Genomic DNA, 16,561 nt, shown 5'->3' with positions numbered 1-16,561 from the left:
AAAATTTCAGATGTGTTGCAGGAATAACGGCGCGTCGGCTGAACGCCGCGCGGGACCGTTAGCGCCCGATCGTCACGCCGGCGGTCGAGCGCATGGCGTCCATAAGGCTCGTCGCGTTCTTGTCGTCGAGAACTTCTCGCGTCAGCACAGTGGTCTGACCGGGCGTGTTGAGGATCGTCTCGCCGCGCGAGGAGGACAGCCGGACGGCCTTGTAGGACGCGGCCGGATCGGTGGCGGGGGCCGTCGCATGCGGGTGGCGCGACCGGCTGCCGGGCGCCGCAACCGCGGCTTGCGAGACACAGAGGGCGGCGATCACGACCAGAAGCAACGAGCTCGTGCGCATAGGCGATCTCCCATGTCGGGATGTCAACCTAGCACGTCGCGGCGGTCGCTGCAGGCGAAAGGATCAGGCGAGAGCGGCCTGGCGTTCCCGCGCCGGTTCGCGGACTCGCTCGAGTTTCCCAGGCTCGGCGAGCTGGGTGAAACTTCGGTTGCTCGCCTGGGCGGGGGCCTCGATGATGACGCCCTCGCAGACGATCTGTCCGCCGAGCATCTTGAATTCTAGCTTGTCGTAGCGCTGCATGGTTTCGCCGGCCGCGGGCGGCAGCAGCCCGACGCTGCCCTGGATGTTCAGGGTGGCTTCGCCAGTGCCGTGAAGCCGAGGATTCCACATCCTGATCCCGCTTTCCGCCCAGCGCTGTCGGATCAGCGCGGCGCGATCGGCAGGCTCCGCGGGTCTCGAGCGAACTTTCGGCGGGCTGCGGACTTCCGGAGCTGGCGACACGCGCGCCGGAACCGGCGCGATGTCCGTGACGACGCTGGCCGCATCAGTGGAACCTCGCTCCACGACCACCGCCGCGACGGGCGCGGCAATATCCGCAGCTGCCGGCTCGATGGCCACCGCGTCGTCCGGCAAGGGATCGCCGTCGAAATCATTCTCGGAGGCAGGCTCGACCAGAACTTCGGCAGCGGCAGACGTAACGCGCGGCGCGCCAGCGGTTGGCTCAATATCCTCGCTGACGTCAGGGGTGCGATTGTCACTGACGACGAGGGCAGGGACGTCAGTCGGAGCGATCTCGACATCGGTGGACGATGGCGGTGCGTCCTCTGCAACAATGGGCTCGGCGTCAGTCGGGGGCGCGGGAGGTGGCTCGCTGCCGACCACGAGTTCGGCGGCGTCTACCGGTTCGCCGACAACCTCGACGGCGACCGGCTCCACGTCGGCGGCCTCGACTTTCGCCGGGGTCTCAACGACAGGATCGTGGCTGATCGCGGGTTCGCGAGCGCCTTCGGCCGCAGTTTCGATCTCGGTGGCCGAAGCCTCCTCGACGACCGGCGCGATATCGGACGGGATCTCCCGGGAGACATTGTCGCTGGCGACGGTGTCGGTTGGTGCTGCCGGCGGGCTCTCCGCGATGACGGAGATCGCGGTATCATCCTGGGTGGAGCGAGCCTCGTCCCGGGCCTCGTCGTGCGCTGAAGTCGTGCTGATTTCGGCAAGTTGAGTCGAAGCGGCTTCCGCGACGTCTTCGGCGACAACGACTTCGGCGACAGCGGCTTCGGCGTTGATGGGCGAGACGTCTGCGGCGACCGGCGTGACGTCGATGCTGCCGCTATGCGGCTCAGGCCGAAGCCGGGTGAATGCCCATTTCACCGCGGGGATGCGGCGCAGCAACGATATCAGTCTCGAAAGCACTAGGAGTTGTCCAAGAGGTACTCGGCGTGAGGCAATCGCTGATTCGCCAGCAATATGAAAAACTGCCCCGGCCGTCACATCCCTGTCAATCTAGGTGAGATCAATTGCAGAACATCCGCGCATTCGTCGCGTAAGTCAGCGAGTGACGTGTCAGCCGTCATGGCGAGGCGGCGATCGTCGCAAGGGCCACGGTTTGGCCGAACCAACGTGACCGCAATCACAGTACAACTACGCCGAAGCAGGCACGCTCTTTCCGAAACGGAAGGAGAGGGAACGTGATCCACAAGATTTGTCTTGCCGCGGTCTTTGCCGCTAGCATGGGCGCGCCGGTGCTCGCGGACGATCTCACGCGAAAATCGCCGCTCACCTCATTCCGCCCAATGCGGAGATTCACATCTCCTGGACCAGTCCTGCATCCGATCCCGAGGGCCGCGCGATCGAGGTGGTCTGCGGTGAGGTCACGGTTCGCAATCCCAGAGGCTTTTCGACATCGACGTTTGCCTATGTCGTCGACGACGACAAGCTTTGGCTGGCCTGGAAGATCGATTGGATGAAGGAACCGGAGTCGCAGGGCGTCCGCCGCGTAATGAGATATTGTCCCGGTCGTTGATCGACCCCCGTCGGTCCGTGGGAGGGGACGACGGTCCCCTCCCGGGATCCTCGACCTTCCGACTATTTGCCGGCACCGCCGCCGGCGCCCGCGCTGCCGCCGGCCTGGCTGCCCATGTTGTTGGTGTTGGTGCCGCCGGCCGATGGCTGCTGCGCACCCTTGCTGTCGCTGGCCTCGTTCTGCATGTTCGACGAACGTCCGGTCGTCATGCCCTTGGTGGCGGGGCCTCGCGACGAGGGGCCGACGTCGCTCTGGCTGGAGGCGCCGGGAGCCGGTTGTGTCTGCGCGACGGCGCCACCGGTCGCCAACGCCATGATGCATGCCGATGCCAAGATGAGCTTCTTCATTGGATTCTCCTTGACTTTACATCTCAGATAATCCGGCTGCGCCAGCGACGTTCCTGCCGCTTTGTGGCCGCTCGCTCAACTCCATACGGCCTTACGTCGGGGTTCCCGTTTTCGTCGCCACGGGCTATTCAGAGCCGTCATTGTTTGTCCGGGAATGCCGCATGAGGAAGATCATCGCCATCGGAGCGCTTCTGCTCTGGTCCACCATCGCGTTCGCGCAGGATCGCACCATCACGGTCGCTTCGACCACCTCGACGGAACAATCAGGGCTGTTCGGCCATCTGCTGCCGCTGTTCACGAAGGCCGAAGGCATCGGCGTGAAGGTCGTCGCCGTCGGCACCGGCCAGGCGCTGGACGTCGGCCGACGCGGCGATGCCGATGTCGTGTTCGTCCATGACAGGCCTGCCGAGGACAAGTTCATGTCGGAAGGGCAGGGCGTGAAGCGCTTCGACGTCATGTACAACGACTTCATCATCATCGGCCCAAAGAGCGATCCTGCCAAGATCGCCGGCGGCAAGGACGTCACGGATGCGCTGCGCAAGATCGCGGCGGCGAAGGCGCCGTTCATTTCGCGCGGCGACAAGTCCGGCACGCACGCGGCCGAGCTGAGGTTGTGGAAAGAGGCTGGGGTTGATCTCGGTGCGGGCAAGGACAACTGGTACCGCGAGATCGGCCAGGGCATGGGCCCGGCGCTGAACATGGCCTCGTCGTCGAACGCCTATCTGTTGTCGGACCGCGGCACCTGGCTGTCGTTCAAGAATCGCGGCGAGCTCGCCGTCCTGACCGAGGGGGACAAGCGGCTTTTCAATCAATACGGCGTCATGCTGGTGAATCCCGAAAAGCACCCGAACGTGAAGGCGAAGGACGGGCAGGCCTTCGTCGACTGGCTGGTCTCGTCGAAGGGGCATGATGCGATTGCCGGCTACAAGGTCGGGGGCGAGCAGCTATTTTTCCCCAACGCGTCCCACTAGCAGGAAGGCGATTGTCGACACCGCCACGCTGAGCGCGAGCAGGATCAGTCCGAGTCCGAGCGCCAGCGGCAAGTCGCCCTTGCTGGTCTCCAGCGCAATCGCGGTCGTCATCGTCCGGGTGAAGCCGCGGATGTTGCCGCCGACGATGATGATGGCGCCGACTTCCGCGATGGCGCGCCCGAACGCCGCGAGAAAGGCCGTCAGCAGCGAGGTGCGGCCGAGCGCGAACAGGAGCGCCATGCTGCGCAGGGCCGACAGGCCGTCGATCCGTGCGAGGTCGCCATACTCCGCCCACAGCAGGCTCGCGGGCCGGTGCACCAGCGCTACCACGATCGGCGTGGCGAGCAGCGTCTGCGCGATGATCATGGCGGCCGGCGTGAACAGCAGTCCGGCCGCCCCGAGCGGGCCCGACCGCGACAGGAAAAGATAGAGCGCGAGCCCGACCACGACCGGCGGAAGGCCGAGCAGCGCATTGGTCAGCACGATGATCACCTGCCGCCCGCGGAAACGGGTGATCGCGAGCAAGGCCCCGATCGGTGCGCCGATTATGAGGGCAATGACGCCCGCGGTCAGGCTGACGCGAACCGACAATGCGACGATGCCGAGCAGCTCGGCGTCGGCTTCGCCGATCAGCGTGAACGCAGCGCCAATGGATCGGGCGAAGTCGTTCATCCGCGTCGGGACGTCGGCGCCAGCGGGAGTGCCTCGGGAGCGTCGGGGTCGGGACTGCGAAGGCTATGCACGAAAAATTCCCTGCGAGGATTCTGGTGCAAAGCACCTTGTGGCTCCGCCTGCTGCTTGGAAGGTTTCCCGCCGGCAGGCCGATCACAACATACTCACATGGAGCGGTTTGAAAACTGAATTTAGCCTGGTCGCGTTCGGCTTCAGCGCTTGACGACGCTCGTCGAAGCCGAGACCGTCGGGGTGACTCTAAGGCTCTGCTGCCAGTAGCGTTCGACCTGATCGACCAGGGTGCGTGGGAGCGGGACGTAGTTGAGCGTCTCGGCCTGGGATTTGCCGATTTCGAGCGACCAGCGGACGAAGTCGATGGCGGCTGCGGAGCGCTCCGGATATTTCGGCGCCTTCGGCATCAGCGCGAAGGTCGTCGCGGTGATCGGGTAGGCGTCCTGACCGGGCGCGTTGGTGAGCACGAGATGGAAATCCGTCTCCGCTTTCCAGTCCGCACTCGCGGCCGCGGCCTGGAACGATGCGCCGTCGGGCACGACGAAATTGCCGGCACTATTCTGCACGAGCCCGAAGGAAATCCGGTCGAGCCGTTGCAGCGCGTAAGTGTATTCGAGATAGCCGATCGCGCCGGGGACCAGGCTGACGAGTGAGGCGACGCCGTCATTGCCCCGACCGCCGAGGCCAAGCGGCCACTCGACCGAGGTGCCTTCACCCACGCTCGCCTTCCATTGCGGGCTGACCTTCGACAGATAGTTCGACCAGTTGAACGTCGTGCCGGAGCCGTCGACCCGGTGAATTACCGTGATCGGCGCGTTGGGCAGGCTGATATCAGGGTTGATCGCGCCAATGGCCGGATCGTTCCAGGATTTGAGCTTGCCAAGGTAGATGTCGGCGAGCAGCTGGCCGGTGAAGCGGAGCTGGCCGGGCTTGATGCCGTCAATATGGACCACCGGGACGACGCCTCCGATCACGATCGGAAATTGCATCAGTCCGAGCCTGTCGAGCTCCTTCGGCTCGAGTGGCATATCGCTGGTGCCGAAATCGACGGCTTCCTTCTTGATCAGGTTGAGGCCGATGCCGGAGCCGACCGCTTGATAGCTGACGATGTTTCCGGTCTGCGCCATGTACGCGTCGGTCCATTTCGCCATCACCGGCGAAACGAAGGTCGAACCGGCGCCCTTGATCTCTGCTGCCAGGCCCTGCGTTGCGACGAGCAGAGCGGCGAGGATGACGGGGAGCTTGATGTGTTTTTTCATGGTCACGATGCTAACGGGCGAGCCCCGCGGCTGATGTGGGTTATGTCACAAGAGAATTGCGAGGCATTCGCGGTGGGCTGGGTGCATCAATTACATCGCGTCGCGCGAGTGTCGCATCGTCCGATCGGTGTAGGTCGATGGCGATCGGAAGCGCGCCGGCGTCGGCCGTTTGTCGTGGGCGCCGGCGGAGCCGGAGCAAATCCAGGGGCGAACTGCCTGCCAAACGCCCAAACGGGGCCCGTTCGCGGCCGAAAGGCCGCTTTATTCCCGCCATGGATGCTTTAAGGAAGGGGCAGGATCGGGTCGCTGCCGCCTGGCGGCGGTGCTAGACCCTGGTGCAGGAACAATGGGCGGGGCCGGCCTGGCACGCTCGCAAGGATGAAGGATAAGAGGCAATGATCCAGACCGTTGGCATCATCGGGGCAGGGACCATGGGGAACGGCATCGCGCAGATCTGCGCGGCGGCCGGGCTCTCAGTCGTGATGGTCGACATTTCCGATGCGGCCGTGAACCGCGGGCTTTCGACCGTTGGCGGCAGCCTCGAGCGCCTGGTCAAGAAGGAGAAGATGTCGGCAGCCGATCGCGATGCCACGCTCAAGCGCATCACCGGCACAACCGACCGGGCGAAGCTTTCGGATTGCGACCTGGTCATCGAGGCCGCGACCGAGAACGAAGAGCTCAAGGTCAAGATCCTGAAGGACCTCTGCGCCAGCTTGTCGCCGCGCACGCTGGTCGCGACCAACACCTCGTCGATCTCGATCACCAAGCTTGCTGCCGCGACCGACCGTCCCGACCGCTTCATCGGCATGCACTTCTTCAACCCGGTGCCGGTGATGGCACTGCTGGAACTGATCCGCGGCCTGCAGACCTCGGACGACACTCACGCCAAGGCCCTCGATTTCGCCCAGCGCGTCGGCAAGGTGGCGATCACCGCCAAGAACAGCCCGGGCTTCGCCGTCAACCGCATCCTGTGCCCGATGATCAACGAGGCAATCTTCGCGCTCCAGGAGGGGATTGCGACCGCGGAAGAGATCGACGCCGGCATGAAGCTCGGCTGCAACCATCCGATCGGGCCGCTGGCTCTGGCCGATCTTGTCGGGCTCGACACCATGCTTTCGGTGATGGAGGTCTTTTACAAGGGCTTCAACGATCCTAAATATCGGCCAGCGCCGCTGCTGAAGGAAATGGTCGATGCCGGCCATCTCGGCCGCAAGACCGGGCAGGGCTTTTACAGCTACGGCGCCTGATCTTGGTAATTTGCGCTGCGACAAAGACGGGCGTCGCGCATTGTCTCAGCATAGACGCGAGTGTCCTTCCTTCTCCCCCTTGTGGGAGAAGGTGGCGCGAAGCGCCGGATGAGGGGTTGGTTCCGCAGGCTCAAATGCTTGAGGCGTAAGCGGAGAGATACCCCTCACCCGTCTCGCCGCTATGCGGCGAGCCACCCTCTCCCACAGGGGGAGAGGGAAAGACGAAACGGGCGAAGAGAAATATGTCGGATCGACTGAAGGCCGAGCGCGAGGCGGCGGCCGCACGGCGGAACCTGTTGACCCAGGATGCGATCGAGCGCACCGGGATCACCGAGGAGATGATCGGGGAACTGGTCACCCGCTTCTACGGACGCGTGCGCGAGGATGCAGAGCTGGGGCCGGTGTTCGCCGCCGTGCAGAACTGGGACGAACATCTCGCCAAGCTCAGGGATTTCTGGTCCTCGGTCGTGCTGATGAGCGGCCGCTATCACGGCTCGCCGATGCGGGCGCATCTGCCGCTCAGCCTGGTTGCTGGCCATTTCGATCGCTGGCTCGATCTGTTCGAGCAGACCGCGCGCGAGGTCTGTCCGCCGCCGGCAGCAGAATTGTTCATCGACAAGGCGCGCCGCATCGCCGACAGCTTCGAGATGGCGTCCGCAACCGTTGCCGGTTCTATCGCCGCGCCGCGTCATGTGCTCAGGTCCTGACGCCGACCGACTGCCTGCAGAGTGTGCAAGCATATCGCGTCGCGTTTGCGCAGCGCGACGAATAGCGCGCTGCACCAATTCCGACATCATCGGTCTGATCTGCAAAATCATCATGCCGATCGCGCCACGTGACGTTGAAATCGCGAAAACGCGTTTGATTGCATTCAGCCTTGCTCAATCAAAACGAGCAAAGCCATATTGATGCATTGCGGCGCCAATTCTTCGCCTTGTTTTTGGCAGAGTTCCAGCGCCTGCTTGTGAACATGTCCCGCGCATCGTTCACGACCGACTCCTCATCGTCCGAGAGCTCCACGGAACCAAACGCTGACGCATGCAGTGAGCAGACGCGGCGAACCGTGCTGCTCGGCGCGCTCGTCGCCACCGCCTGCCTCGGTTGCTCCGCGCAGGCGCGCGCGGATGAGGATCCGCCCGGCTCCGACGAGCGGCCCCAGAAGGGCGATGTGCTCGTCTTCTCCGAAGGCGACAAGGAAGGAAAACTGATCACCGCGGCCGACCTGCCGGCCGGCGGACCGCCGGTGCATGCCTGGCCAAAGGATCCCAAGACATCGGTGGTGCGCAGCGCCTCCCGGCTCAACGAGATCCTGATCATCCGGCTCGATCCCGCCGAGCTCGACGAGAAGACCGCCGCGCGCGCCGTCGACGGCATCATCGCCTATTCCGCGATCTGCGCGCATGCCGGCTGTCCCGTCACCGCCTGGGTGAAGAGCGATGTCGGCGACAAGGAGGTGTTCAAGTGCATGTGCCACAACTCCGAATACGATCCTCGTGCGGGCGCACAGGTCGTGTTCGGACCGGCGCCGCGGCGGCTCGCGGCGCTGCCGCTCGCGCTCGCTGACGGATCGCTCACCGTCGCCGGCAATTTCATCGGAAAGGTAGGTGGCGCGCAGCCAGGATGACGGACGGTGCGGGCCCTGAGCCCGCGTCACGAGAGGTCGTATCCGCCGACGGCGGACGACGGGACGAACGACAAGAATTCAACACAAGAATTCAAACGGATGAAAAAGGGGAACGTCCATGAACACTTCCAAGACCAGGAAGCAATTCTACCTGTCCGGCTTCGTCGCCTTCACCTGCCTCGTTTCGACCGCCGCAATGGCTGGCCCGATCGAGAGTTATTCGCCGGTCACGGCGCAGCGGCTGGAAAATCCGGAGCCGAGCAACTGGATGCTCTACCGGCGCACCTATGACGGCCATGGCTACAGCCCGCTCGAGCAGATCAACACGTCCAACGTGAAGAACCTCACGCCGGTCTGGACTTTTGCCACCGGCGTCGTCGAAGGCCACGAGGCGCCGCCGATCGTCAACAACGGCGTGATGTTCGTGGCGACCCCGATGGGGCAGGTCATCGCACTGAATGCCAAGACCGGCGACGAATACTGGCGTTACAAGCGGCAGCTCCCCGACGATCTGTTCCAGCTGCATCCGACCAGCCGCGGCGTCGGCCTCTGGGAGGACAAGCTCTTCCTCGCCACCACGGACGACCACGTCGTCGCGCTCGATGCCAAGACCGGCAAGGTGGTCTGGGACACCAAGGTGCAGGACTACAAGAAGGGCCAGTACATGACCCTGATGCCGTTGATCGTCGACGGCAAGGTGATCGTCGGCGGCTCCGGCGGCGAGTTCGGCGTGCGCGGCTATGTCGCCGCCTATGATGCCAAGGACGGCAAGGAGCTGTGGCGGACCTTCACCATTCCGGGCGAAGGCGAGCCGGGCCATGAGACCTGGCAGGGCGACGACTGGAAGAACGGCGGCGGTTCGGCCTGGATGACCGGCAATTACGACAAGGAGACCAAGACGATCTATTGGGGTGTCGGCAACGCCGCGCCATGGCCCGGCGAGACCCATCCCGGCGACAATCTCTACACCTCCTCGGTGCTCGCGCTCGATCCCAATACCGGCAAGATCAAGACCCATCACCAATATCACCAGAACGATTCCTGGGACTGGGATGAGGTCGAGGCGCCGATGCTGATTGACCTGCAACGCGACGGCCGCAACATCAAGAGCCTGGTCCATCCGGGCCGCGACGCAATCTTCTGGGTGCTCGAGCGCACACCGACCAAGATCAACTATGTCGCCGGCTGGCCGTTCGTCTCCACCGACGTCTGGAAGGGCATCGAACCCGAGAGCGGCAAGCCGATCGTCGACCCCGCGCACAAGCCGGTGATCGGCAAGCGCGTCGAGTTCTGTCCGTCGCTATGGGGCGGCAAGGACTGGCCGTCGGCGGCCTACAGCCAGAAGACCGGTCTCGTCTATGTGCCTGCCAACGAGAACTTCTGCGGCGGGTTCACCGGCGAGAAGGTCGCGCTCAAGCCGGGCGAGCTCTGGCTCGGCACCAAGCCGGAGGACATCGGCCTGAAGACGAAGCCGGGCGCGGATCATTTCGGCGAGCTGCAGGCTTGGGATCCCGCGACGGGCAAGAAGGTGTGGCAGCACAACTTCCCGAAATCGCAGCTGTTCGGCTCGGTGACGGCGACCGCGGGCGATCTCATCTTTGTCGGTGGCACCAACGACCGCAACTTCCGCGCCTTCAACGCCAAGACCGGCGAGCTCCTCTGGGAGCAGAAGACCAACTCCGGCATCATGGGCATGCCGGTGTCCTATGAGATCGACGGCACCCAATACATCGCGATTCAATCGGGATGGGGCGTGGACGCGCAACGCATCCAGGACGCGCTGGTGACCAACAACATCGGCATCGAAGCCAATGTGCCGCAAGGCGGGGTCATCTGGGTGTTCGCACTGAAGAAGTAGCTCCGCGGGCGGATCGAAGATAGCGGAGCAGCAGGGGGGTGGCGAATGCGGCGGACGGCGGCGTCCGCCGCATTCTAGTTTATAGACGGCCTCGAACGCGCTGACTTCCCTTCTCCCCTCATGTCAGCCGAAGCCTTGGCTGCCCCCACAAGGGGAAGGGCGCATTGATGCAGAGCCGTCAGATAGCTACTTTCCCTGACGATCGACCTTGTCCTTTTCCTTCTGGTTCATCTCCTGAACCTTCGGATCGGGATTGTGCTGTCCGGTGGTCTGGGTGGTCGAGGCGGGCGGGGCGTTGGCGTTTGGCAGCGAGTTCTGGTCGGGCGTGGTGGGGCGCGTGGCCGTGGTCGGCGGCGTCGTATTGCCTTGGGCGAATGCGCCGGAGGCCGTCACAAGAAAGGCGCCCGACAGCGAGACTGCGAGCGCCCTTGAGATGTTGGTCATCGATCTGCTCCTGTCAGATCGATGGAAACGGCGCGAGACGGCTTGTGTTCCGTCTCGCGCTTCTGTTTCGTCTTACGCCTCCAATTGCTTGCCGATCGGAAGCGAGCGGATACGTTTTCCCGTCGCCGCGAAGATCGCGTTGATCAGCGCCGGCGCGAATGGCGGAACGCCGGGCTCGCCGACGCCGCTCGGCGGCATGTCAGGTCCGGGCGGCACGATGTAGACGTTGGTCACCGCAGGCGACTCGTCGATCCTGACGACCTGGAAGTCGTCAAAATTCTTCTGCTGCACCTTGCCGTCCTTGAAGCTGATCTCGCCGTATTTGGCGAGGCTCAGCCCCATGATCGCGGCGCCCTCGATCTGCGAGGCAATGCGTTCGGGATTGACATAGGTGCCGCAATCGATCGCGGTGTCGACCCTCGGCACCGACAGCTTGCCCTTGTCGTCCACGGCGACCTCGACGATGGTCGCGATGTAGCTGACGAAGCTGCGGTGCACGGCGATGCCGAGGCCGTGGCCCTTCGGCAGCTTCCGGCCCCATTCGCCCTTTTCGGCGACCAGCTCGACCACCTTGCGCAGGCGCGCGGTGTCGATCGGGTAGCTGTCCTGGGGCTCGCCATAGTTCCAGAGGTCTTTCACGTTCGGCTTGACGATGCGGGGCGAGCCGATCAGCTCGAGCAGCATGTCTTTCTGGTCGCGCCCCGTCGCCTGCGCGATCTCGCCGACCATCGACTGCACCGCGAAGGCGCGCGGGATGTTGGAGACCGAGCGGAACCAGCCGATGCGGGTATGCGCGGCGGCTTCCGGATTCTCGCAGGAGATGTTGGCGATCTCGAACGGCATGTCCGCGAGGCCCATGCCGACCTCGAACGGCGCCTGGTGCACGGTGCCGGCCGCGAAGGTCGAGGCGATGCTGGGAGCCACGCTGCGGTGGCGCCATGCGATCACCTTGCCGTTCTTGTCGAGGCCGGCCTCGATCCGCTCGGCCGAGACCGTATGCAGGAAGCCGTTACGAATGTCGTCCTCCCGCGTCCATTGCACCTTCACCGGCGCGCCGAGCTCCTTCGACAGCAGGGCAGCCTCGAGCGCAAAGTCGCATTTCGACTTGCGGCCGAAACCGCCGCCGAGCAGGGTGACATTGACGGTGACGTTTCCCTCGGGAATGCCGAGCGTCTTGGCGACGTCGTCGCGGGTGCCGCCGGGGCTCTGCACCGGCGCCCAGATCTCGGCCTTGTCGCCCTTGACGTCGGCGACCGCCACCGGCGGCTCCATGCTGACATGGGCAAGATGCGGGATGTAGTACTCGCCGACGATCACCTTCTCGGCGCTCTTCAGGGCGGCATCCGCATCGCCCTCCTTGCGCACGACGAGGCCCGGCTTGCGCGACGCCTCCTCGAGTTCCTTGCGGTAGGCGGCCGAATCGTACTTGGCGTTGGCGCCGTCGTCCCAGGTCAGCTTCAGTGCATCCCGGCCCTTGATCGCCGCGCCGGTATTGCGCGCGATCACGGCGACGCCGCCGAGCGGCTGGAACTTGGACGGCCACGGCCAGCCTTGAACCTTCATCACCTTCTCGACGCCGGGGACCTTGAGTGCCGCGTCCGGATCGAACGAGACGAGCTTGCCGCCGGTCACCGGCGGGCGTGCGATCACGGCATATTTCATGCCGGGCAGCCGCACATCGGCGCCGTAACGCGCCTTGCCGGTGGTGATGTCGTGGAGATCGACGATGCCGATCTGGCCTTTGGTCAGGTAGCGGAAATCCTTGGGGTCCTTCAGCTTGAGGCCTTCGAGTGCGGGCACCGATTCCTTGGCGGCATCAGTTGCGAGCTCGCCGAAACCGAGCTTGCGGCCGCTGGCGCTGTGGACGACCTCGTGATTGACGGCCTTGACCTCGGTCGCCGGCACGCCCCAGCGCTTCGCCGCGGCCTGCTCCAGCATGGTGCGGGCGGAGGCGCCGATCTGGCGCATCGGGATCAGATAGTGACGCGTGCTGCGCGAGCCGTCGGTGTCCTGGTTGCCGAACTTCACTTCGTCGCCATGGGCCTGCTGCACCTTGACCCTGGACCAGTCGGCTTCCATCTCCTCGGCCACGATCAACGGCAGGCTGGTGCGCACGCCGGTGCCCATTTCCGAGCGGTGCCCGACGATGGTGACGATACCATCAGGCGCGACCGAGACGAAAACGCGCGGATCGACCACGACGCCGTGCGGCATCTTGCCGGCACCGGTTTCATAGGCCAGCGCCTGGCGCGACATCACGGGGGCGGCGAGCACGAAGCCGCCGGTGACGCCGAGCCCCTTCAGGATGCTGCGGCGCGAGACTTTCTCGACCCTGACGTGCTTCTCGAAACCGCGAAGCTTGCGGGGATTGTCGATGAAATTCATGTCACACTCCCGTCGATGCGAGATGGACCGCGTTCTCGATGCGCTGGTAGCAGCCGCACCGGCAGATGTTGCCGGACATCGCCTGGCGGATCTGGTCGTGCGAGGGCTTGGGGTTATCCATCAGAAGCGCCGCGGCCTGCATGATCTGGCCGGCCTGGCAGAAGCCGCATTGCGGCACGTTGACCTGGCGCCAGGCCTTTTGCACCGGATGGTCGCCGTTCGGATGCAGCCCCTCGATCGTGGTGACCTCGCGTCCGGCAACGTCGTTGATCGACGTGATGCAGGAGCGCACCGCCTCCTTGTCGACGATGACGGTGCAGGAGCCGCACAGGGCCTGGCCGCAGCCGAACTTGGTGCCGGTCAGCCCGGCCTCGTCACGCAGGAACCAGAGTAGCGGGAGATCCGGGTCGCCGTCCCAGCTCTGTTCCTGGCCGTTGATCTTCACCTTGATCATGATCATCCCTCGCTCTTCATAAGCATGCCAAATTCAAAACGCGCCGACGCCTGTCGGCGCAGTGCCAGTTGCGTCGCATCCCGGCCCACGCTCCTGCACGGGCAGATCCCGGCAGCGGGCAGGAAGGCGAATCTCGATGATCGGATGTGTTCGATACCTCCCGTTCTTTGTTCTTGATTGATTGTATTCGCGCGGCATCGTGACGGCGCGATCGTAACGGGATCGCGCCTGCCCGGCGTTCACAGCCGAGTGTTCTCACGGGGAAAAGTCTGCATCGATGGTTTGTCAAAAGCAGGGCGCGTCAGCGCGCTGCGTGGAGTCGCGTTCGCAAATGGGGCTACGATGAAAAAGGCTTCGTCCGCCAGAAAGACTGCACGGACGAAGCAGGATGCCTCAGTCGAGGGAGGGAGAAACGCAGGGGCCGGAACTTCAAGAGGGAAGTTGGCGGCGCTGCGCAGTCATTCAGAGACCAGGACTGAGGGAGCTCATCACCCTCGTCGACGCGTCGGTTGCAGAGGCGGCATCGCCGCATTGGTCCTGAAGCGCGGACCAATCCGGCTCGCTGGCGGAGGTCGACGCCAGCGAGCACGGGGAGGTCTGGCCGAAGCTCTATGGCCCGGCCAGCTCAGGGGGCCTTGCTAGGCGGCCTTGGCTTTGGCGACATGGGTCGCGATCGCATCCATCAGGGCCGGCGACAGGCAATCATAGGGCTCGAGCCCGATTTCCTTCAGCCGCGAACGAATGCCCGCCATCTGCTCCGGCTTCACGCCGGATTCGATCACGGAGGAGACGAAGGCGGCGAATTGCGGCGCTTGCGAGCCCTGCTCCTGGAACAGCTCGGGATGGACGAAATCGAGACCGTAGAACGGGTGGCCCTTGTTCTCGATCCGGCCGTACATGTGGGTGCCGCAGGCCTTGCAGGCGTGGCGCTGGATCACCGCGGAAGGATCGACGATCTGGAGCTTGTCGCCGTTCTCGAGCACGGTGACGTTCTGGCGCGGGACCACGGCAACGACCGAGAAGTTCGCGCCCTGCGGCTTCCAGCATTTGGTGCAGCCACAGGCATGATTGTGGGCGACGTCGCCCTTGATGCCGACCTTGACCGGATGATCGCTGCATTTGCAGACGAGCGTGCCGCCGGCAAAGCTGCCGCTGCCCTGTTTGAGGCCGTTGTCGATCGAGGGATGGAGTGCAACAGTCATGGGTCGATCCTCCTTGGGGTGACGGTTTCGAGCTAGAACACGACGACTGAACGGATGGATTTGCCCTCGTGCATGAGGTCAAAGCCCTTGTTGATCTCCTCGAGCTTGAGCACGTGGGTGATCATCGGATCGATCTGGATCTTTCCGTTCATGTACCAGTCGACGATCTTCGGCACGTCGGTGCGGCCGCGCGCGCCGCCGAAGGCGGTGCCGCGCCAGTTGCGCCCGGTGACGAGCTGGAACGGGCGGGTGGCGATCTCCTTGCCGGACTCGGCAACGCCGATGATGATCGAGGTGCCCCAGCCGCGATGACAGGCTTCCAGCGCCTGGCGCATCACCGTGGTGTTGCCGGTGCAATCGAAGGTGTAGTCGGCGCCGCCGTCGGTGAGGCCGACGAGATGCTGGACGATGTCGCCGGTGACCTTCTTGGGATTGACAAATTCGGTCATTCCGAACCTGCGGCCCCAATCCTCCTTGGCATCGTTGATGTCGACGCCGATGATCTTGTCGGCGCCGGCCATCTTGGCGCCCTGGATCACGTTGAGGCCGATGCCGCCGAGGCCGAACACGACCACGTTGGAGCCGGGCTCGACTTTCGCGGTGTTGACGACGGCGCCGACGCCGGTCGTGACGCCGCAGCCGATGTAGCAGCTCTTGTCGAAGGGAGCATCCTCGCGGATCTTGGCGACCGCGATCTCCGGCAGCACGGTGAAGTTCGAGAAGGTCGAGCAGCCCATGTAGTGGTAGACCGGCTTGCCCTTGTAGGAGAAGCGGCTGGTGCCGTCGGGCATCACGCCCTTGCCCTGCGTCGCGCGGATCGCGGTACAGAGATTGGTCTTCCGGCTGAGGCAGCTTTTGCACTGCCGGCATTCCGGCGTGTAGAGCGGGATGACGTGGTCACCCGGCTTCACCGAGCTCACGCCGGGGCCGATCTCGCGGATGATGCCCGCGCCCTCGTGGCCCAGGATCGACGGGAAGATTCCCTCGCTGTCGAAGCCGTCGAGCGTATAGGCGTCGGTATGGCAGATGCCCGTCGCCTTGATCTCGACCAGGACTTCGCCGGCCTTCGGACCTTCCAGATCGAGCTCGACGATCTCGAGCGGCTTCTTGGCCTCGAAAGCGACGGCGGCACGTGTCTTCATCGTAAACTCCTCAGATTCTCATCGGGCGCCAAGAGGTCGTCTCGGCAATCCCAGTAGCGTTCACTTCTTGCCCATGCAGGCGTCTTCCGCCTTGGTGTAGGCCTCTGTCTTCTCCTCCTTCTTGGAGGGACGCTGCCGGCCCCACGCTTCAGTGGAGCGGGCGCGCAGATAGACGTACAGATCGTCCATGTAGCAGGCGACGTTCGGGTTATCGCCGAAGGCCGGCATGACGTTCTCCTGCGCGGTCGAGACGTTCTTGCGACCGGAGGCGACCACGCCGAGGAAGTCGCCATAACTCATCGACTTCACGGAATCCTTGAGCGCTGGCGCGTAGGTGGAGCCCATGCCGTCGGGGCCATGGCAGACGTGGCAGTCGGAATGATAGCGGCGGTATCCGGAATAGGTGAACCAGTCCACGGTGCCGTCCGCCGAAATCTTGTAGGTCGGTGTTCCCTCTTTATCGAGCCACTTTCCGTCGTCTTCCTTCTTCACGGCGGTCGGGTCGCCCGGACCGTCCGCGACAGCAATTCCTCCGGACGCAACCAAGATCGTCGCAGCAATGACAGAGCAGATTTTACGCAAGAGATTTATCCTCGAAGGAGCCCGGGGGAGACGAGCCGGCGCGTGGACTTGATCCA

At 64.2% G+C, this 16,561-nt stretch carries 16 protein-coding genes; 5 read left to right on the top strand and 11 right to left on the bottom strand.

Annotation, left to right across the window (positions count from 1 at the left end; translation table 11 throughout):
• Positions 1-58 precede the first annotated feature (58 nt).
• The 3 genes from AC0WRY_RS25790 to AC0WRY_RS25780 all read right to left on the bottom strand — a co-directional run bounded on the left by AC0WRY_RS25790 (position 59) and on the right by AC0WRY_RS25780 (position 2,653).
• Positions 59-343, bottom strand: coding sequence for a TonB-dependent receptor plug domain-containing protein (locus AC0WRY_RS25790; protein ID WP_194403596.1), 285 nt, complete (start codon positions 341-343; stop codon positions 59-61).
• 63 nt (positions 344-406) lie between these two features.
• Complete coding sequence (locus tag AC0WRY_RS25785) at positions 407-1,675, bottom strand: ribonuclease E domain-containing protein (RefSeq protein ID WP_194403595.1); 1,269 nt, start codon at positions 1,673-1,675, stop codon at positions 407-409.
• A gap of 693 nt (positions 1,676-2,368) precedes the next feature.
• Complete coding sequence (locus AC0WRY_RS25780; RefSeq protein WP_194403594.1) at positions 2,369-2,653, bottom strand: hypothetical protein; 285 nt, start codon at positions 2,651-2,653, stop codon at positions 2,369-2,371.
• A 161-nt stretch (positions 2,654-2,814) separates the two neighbouring features.
• Here AC0WRY_RS25780 and AC0WRY_RS25775 point away from each other — a divergent pair, with 161 nt between their 5' ends.
• A complete protein-coding gene (locus AC0WRY_RS25775; protein WP_194403593.1) occupies positions 2,815-3,624 on the top strand; it encodes an ABC transporter substrate-binding protein in 810 nt (269 codons plus the stop codon).
• Here the strand turns inward: AC0WRY_RS25775 and AC0WRY_RS25770 are convergent.
• Together AC0WRY_RS25770 and pstS are read right to left on the bottom strand one after the other, a co-directional pair.
• A complete protein-coding gene (locus AC0WRY_RS25770; protein ID WP_194403592.1) occupies positions 3,598-4,296 on the bottom strand; it encodes an ABC transporter permease in 699 nt (232 codons plus the stop codon). The genes AC0WRY_RS25775 and AC0WRY_RS25770 overlap by 27 nt on opposite strands.
• 212 nt (positions 4,297-4,508) lie before the next feature.
• Positions 4,509-5,567, bottom strand: a complete 1,059-nt coding sequence (gene pstS, locus AC0WRY_RS25765; RefSeq protein ID WP_194403591.1) for a phosphate ABC transporter substrate-binding protein PstS — start codon at positions 5,565-5,567, stop codon at positions 4,509-4,511.
• A gap of 395 nt (positions 5,568-5,962) precedes the next feature.
• Between pstS and AC0WRY_RS25760 the strand changes: the two genes are divergently transcribed.
• From AC0WRY_RS25760 to AC0WRY_RS25745, 4 genes are all read left to right on the top strand, one after another.
• Positions 5,963-6,814, top strand: coding sequence for a 3-hydroxybutyryl-CoA dehydrogenase (locus AC0WRY_RS25760; protein WP_194403590.1), 852 nt, complete (start codon positions 5,963-5,965; stop codon positions 6,812-6,814).
• Positions 6,815-7,056: 242 nt separating this feature from the next.
• Entirely contained in the window at positions 7,057-7,521 is a 465-nt protein-coding gene (locus AC0WRY_RS25755) for a group III truncated hemoglobin (RefSeq protein WP_194403589.1), read from the top strand.
• A 263-nt stretch (positions 7,522-7,784) separates the two neighbouring features.
• Complete coding sequence (locus AC0WRY_RS25750; protein WP_194403588.1) at positions 7,785-8,438, top strand: QcrA and Rieske domain-containing protein; 654 nt, start codon at positions 7,785-7,787, stop codon at positions 8,436-8,438.
• A 118-nt stretch (positions 8,439-8,556) separates the two neighbouring features.
• Complete coding sequence (locus tag AC0WRY_RS25745; RefSeq protein ID WP_194403587.1) at positions 8,557-10,296, top strand: methanol/ethanol family PQQ-dependent dehydrogenase; 1,740 nt, start codon at positions 8,557-8,559, stop codon at positions 10,294-10,296.
• A 186-nt stretch (positions 10,297-10,482) separates the two neighbouring features.
• Here AC0WRY_RS25745 and AC0WRY_RS25740 read toward each other — a convergent pair whose 3' ends face one another.
• The 6 genes from AC0WRY_RS25740 to AC0WRY_RS25715 form a co-directional block, all read right to left on the bottom strand.
• A complete protein-coding gene (locus tag AC0WRY_RS25740; RefSeq protein ID WP_194403586.1) occupies positions 10,483-10,740 on the bottom strand; it encodes a hypothetical protein in 258 nt (85 codons plus the stop codon).
• 72 nt (positions 10,741-10,812) lie between these two features.
• Positions 10,813-13,125: a xanthine dehydrogenase family protein molybdopterin-binding subunit gene (locus AC0WRY_RS25735; protein WP_491121576.1), complete on the bottom strand. Its 2,313-nt coding sequence runs from the start codon at positions 13,123-13,125 to the stop codon at positions 10,813-10,815.
• A 1-nt stretch (position 13,126) separates the two neighbouring features.
• Complete coding sequence (locus tag AC0WRY_RS25730) at positions 13,127-13,579, bottom strand: (2Fe-2S)-binding protein (RefSeq protein ID WP_194408411.1); 453 nt, start codon at positions 13,577-13,579, stop codon at positions 13,127-13,129.
• A gap of 638 nt (positions 13,580-14,217) precedes the next feature.
• The gene (gene gfa / locus AC0WRY_RS25725) at positions 14,218-14,781 is read right to left on the bottom strand and encodes an S-(hydroxymethyl)glutathione synthase (protein WP_194403584.1); all 564 of its coding nucleotides are present in this window, start codon (positions 14,779-14,781) and stop codon (positions 14,218-14,220) included.
• A 32-nt stretch (positions 14,782-14,813) separates the two neighbouring features.
• Entirely contained in the window at positions 14,814-15,923 is a 1,110-nt protein-coding gene (locus AC0WRY_RS25720; RefSeq protein ID WP_194403583.1) for an S-(hydroxymethyl)glutathione dehydrogenase/class III alcohol dehydrogenase, read from the bottom strand.
• A gap of 60 nt (positions 15,924-15,983) precedes the next feature.
• Entirely contained in the window at positions 15,984-16,505 is a 522-nt protein-coding gene (locus tag AC0WRY_RS25715) for a c-type cytochrome, methanol metabolism-related (RefSeq protein WP_371746153.1), read from the bottom strand.
• Positions 16,506-16,561 lie beyond the last annotated feature (56 nt).

This window comes from Bradyrhizobium sp. T-12, from assembly GCF_058314695.1.
The sequence above is the reverse complement of the archived record's forward strand: the minus strand, read 5'-3'. Positions and strand labels throughout refer to the sequence as shown.

Bases quoted from the DNA above. Each gene is read 5' to 3' on its own strand.
- AC0WRY_RS25790 (WP_194403596.1), bottom strand. From the start codon at position 343: ATGCGCACGAGCTCGTTGCTTCTGGTCGTGATCGCCGCCCTCTGTGTC.
- AC0WRY_RS25780 (WP_194403594.1), bottom strand. From the start codon at position 2,653: ATGAAGAAGCTCATCTTGGCATCGGCATGCATCATGGCGTTGGCGACC.
- AC0WRY_RS25775 (WP_194403593.1), top strand. From the start codon at position 2,815: ATGAGGAAGATCATCGCCATCGGAGCGCTTCTGCTCTGGTCCACCATC.
- AC0WRY_RS25770 (WP_194403592.1), bottom strand. From the start codon at position 4,296: ATGAACGACTTCGCCCGATCCATTGGCGCTGCGTTCACGCTGATCGGC.
- pstS (WP_194403591.1), bottom strand. From the start codon at position 5,567: ATGAAAAAACACATCAAGCTCCCCGTCATCCTCGCCGCTCTGCTCGTC.
- AC0WRY_RS25760 (WP_194403590.1), top strand. From the start codon at position 5,963: ATGATCCAGACCGTTGGCATCATCGGGGCAGGGACCATGGGGAACGGC.
- AC0WRY_RS25755 (WP_194403589.1), top strand. From the start codon at position 7,057: ATGTCGGATCGACTGAAGGCCGAGCGCGAGGCGGCGGCCGCACGGCGG.
- AC0WRY_RS25750 (WP_194403588.1), top strand. From the start codon at position 7,785: ATGTCCCGCGCATCGTTCACGACCGACTCCTCATCGTCCGAGAGCTCC.
- AC0WRY_RS25745 (WP_194403587.1), top strand. From the start codon at position 8,557: ATGAACACTTCCAAGACCAGGAAGCAATTCTACCTGTCCGGCTTCGTC.
- AC0WRY_RS25740 (WP_194403586.1), bottom strand. From the start codon at position 10,740: ATGACCAACATCTCAAGGGCGCTCGCAGTCTCGCTGTCGGGCGCCTTT.
- AC0WRY_RS25735 (WP_491121576.1), bottom strand. From the start codon at position 13,125: ATGAATTTCATCGACAATCCCCGCAAGCTTCGCGGTTTCGAGAAGCAC.
- AC0WRY_RS25730 (WP_194408411.1), bottom strand. From the start codon at position 13,579: ATGATCAAGGTGAAGATCAACGGCCAGGAACAGAGCTGGGACGGCGAC.
- gfa (WP_194403584.1), bottom strand. From the start codon at position 14,781: ATGACTGTTGCACTCCATCCCTCGATCGACAACGGCCTCAAACAGGGC.
- AC0WRY_RS25720 (WP_194403583.1), bottom strand. From the start codon at position 15,923: ATGAAGACACGTGCCGCCGTCGCTTTCGAGGCCAAGAAGCCGCTCGAG.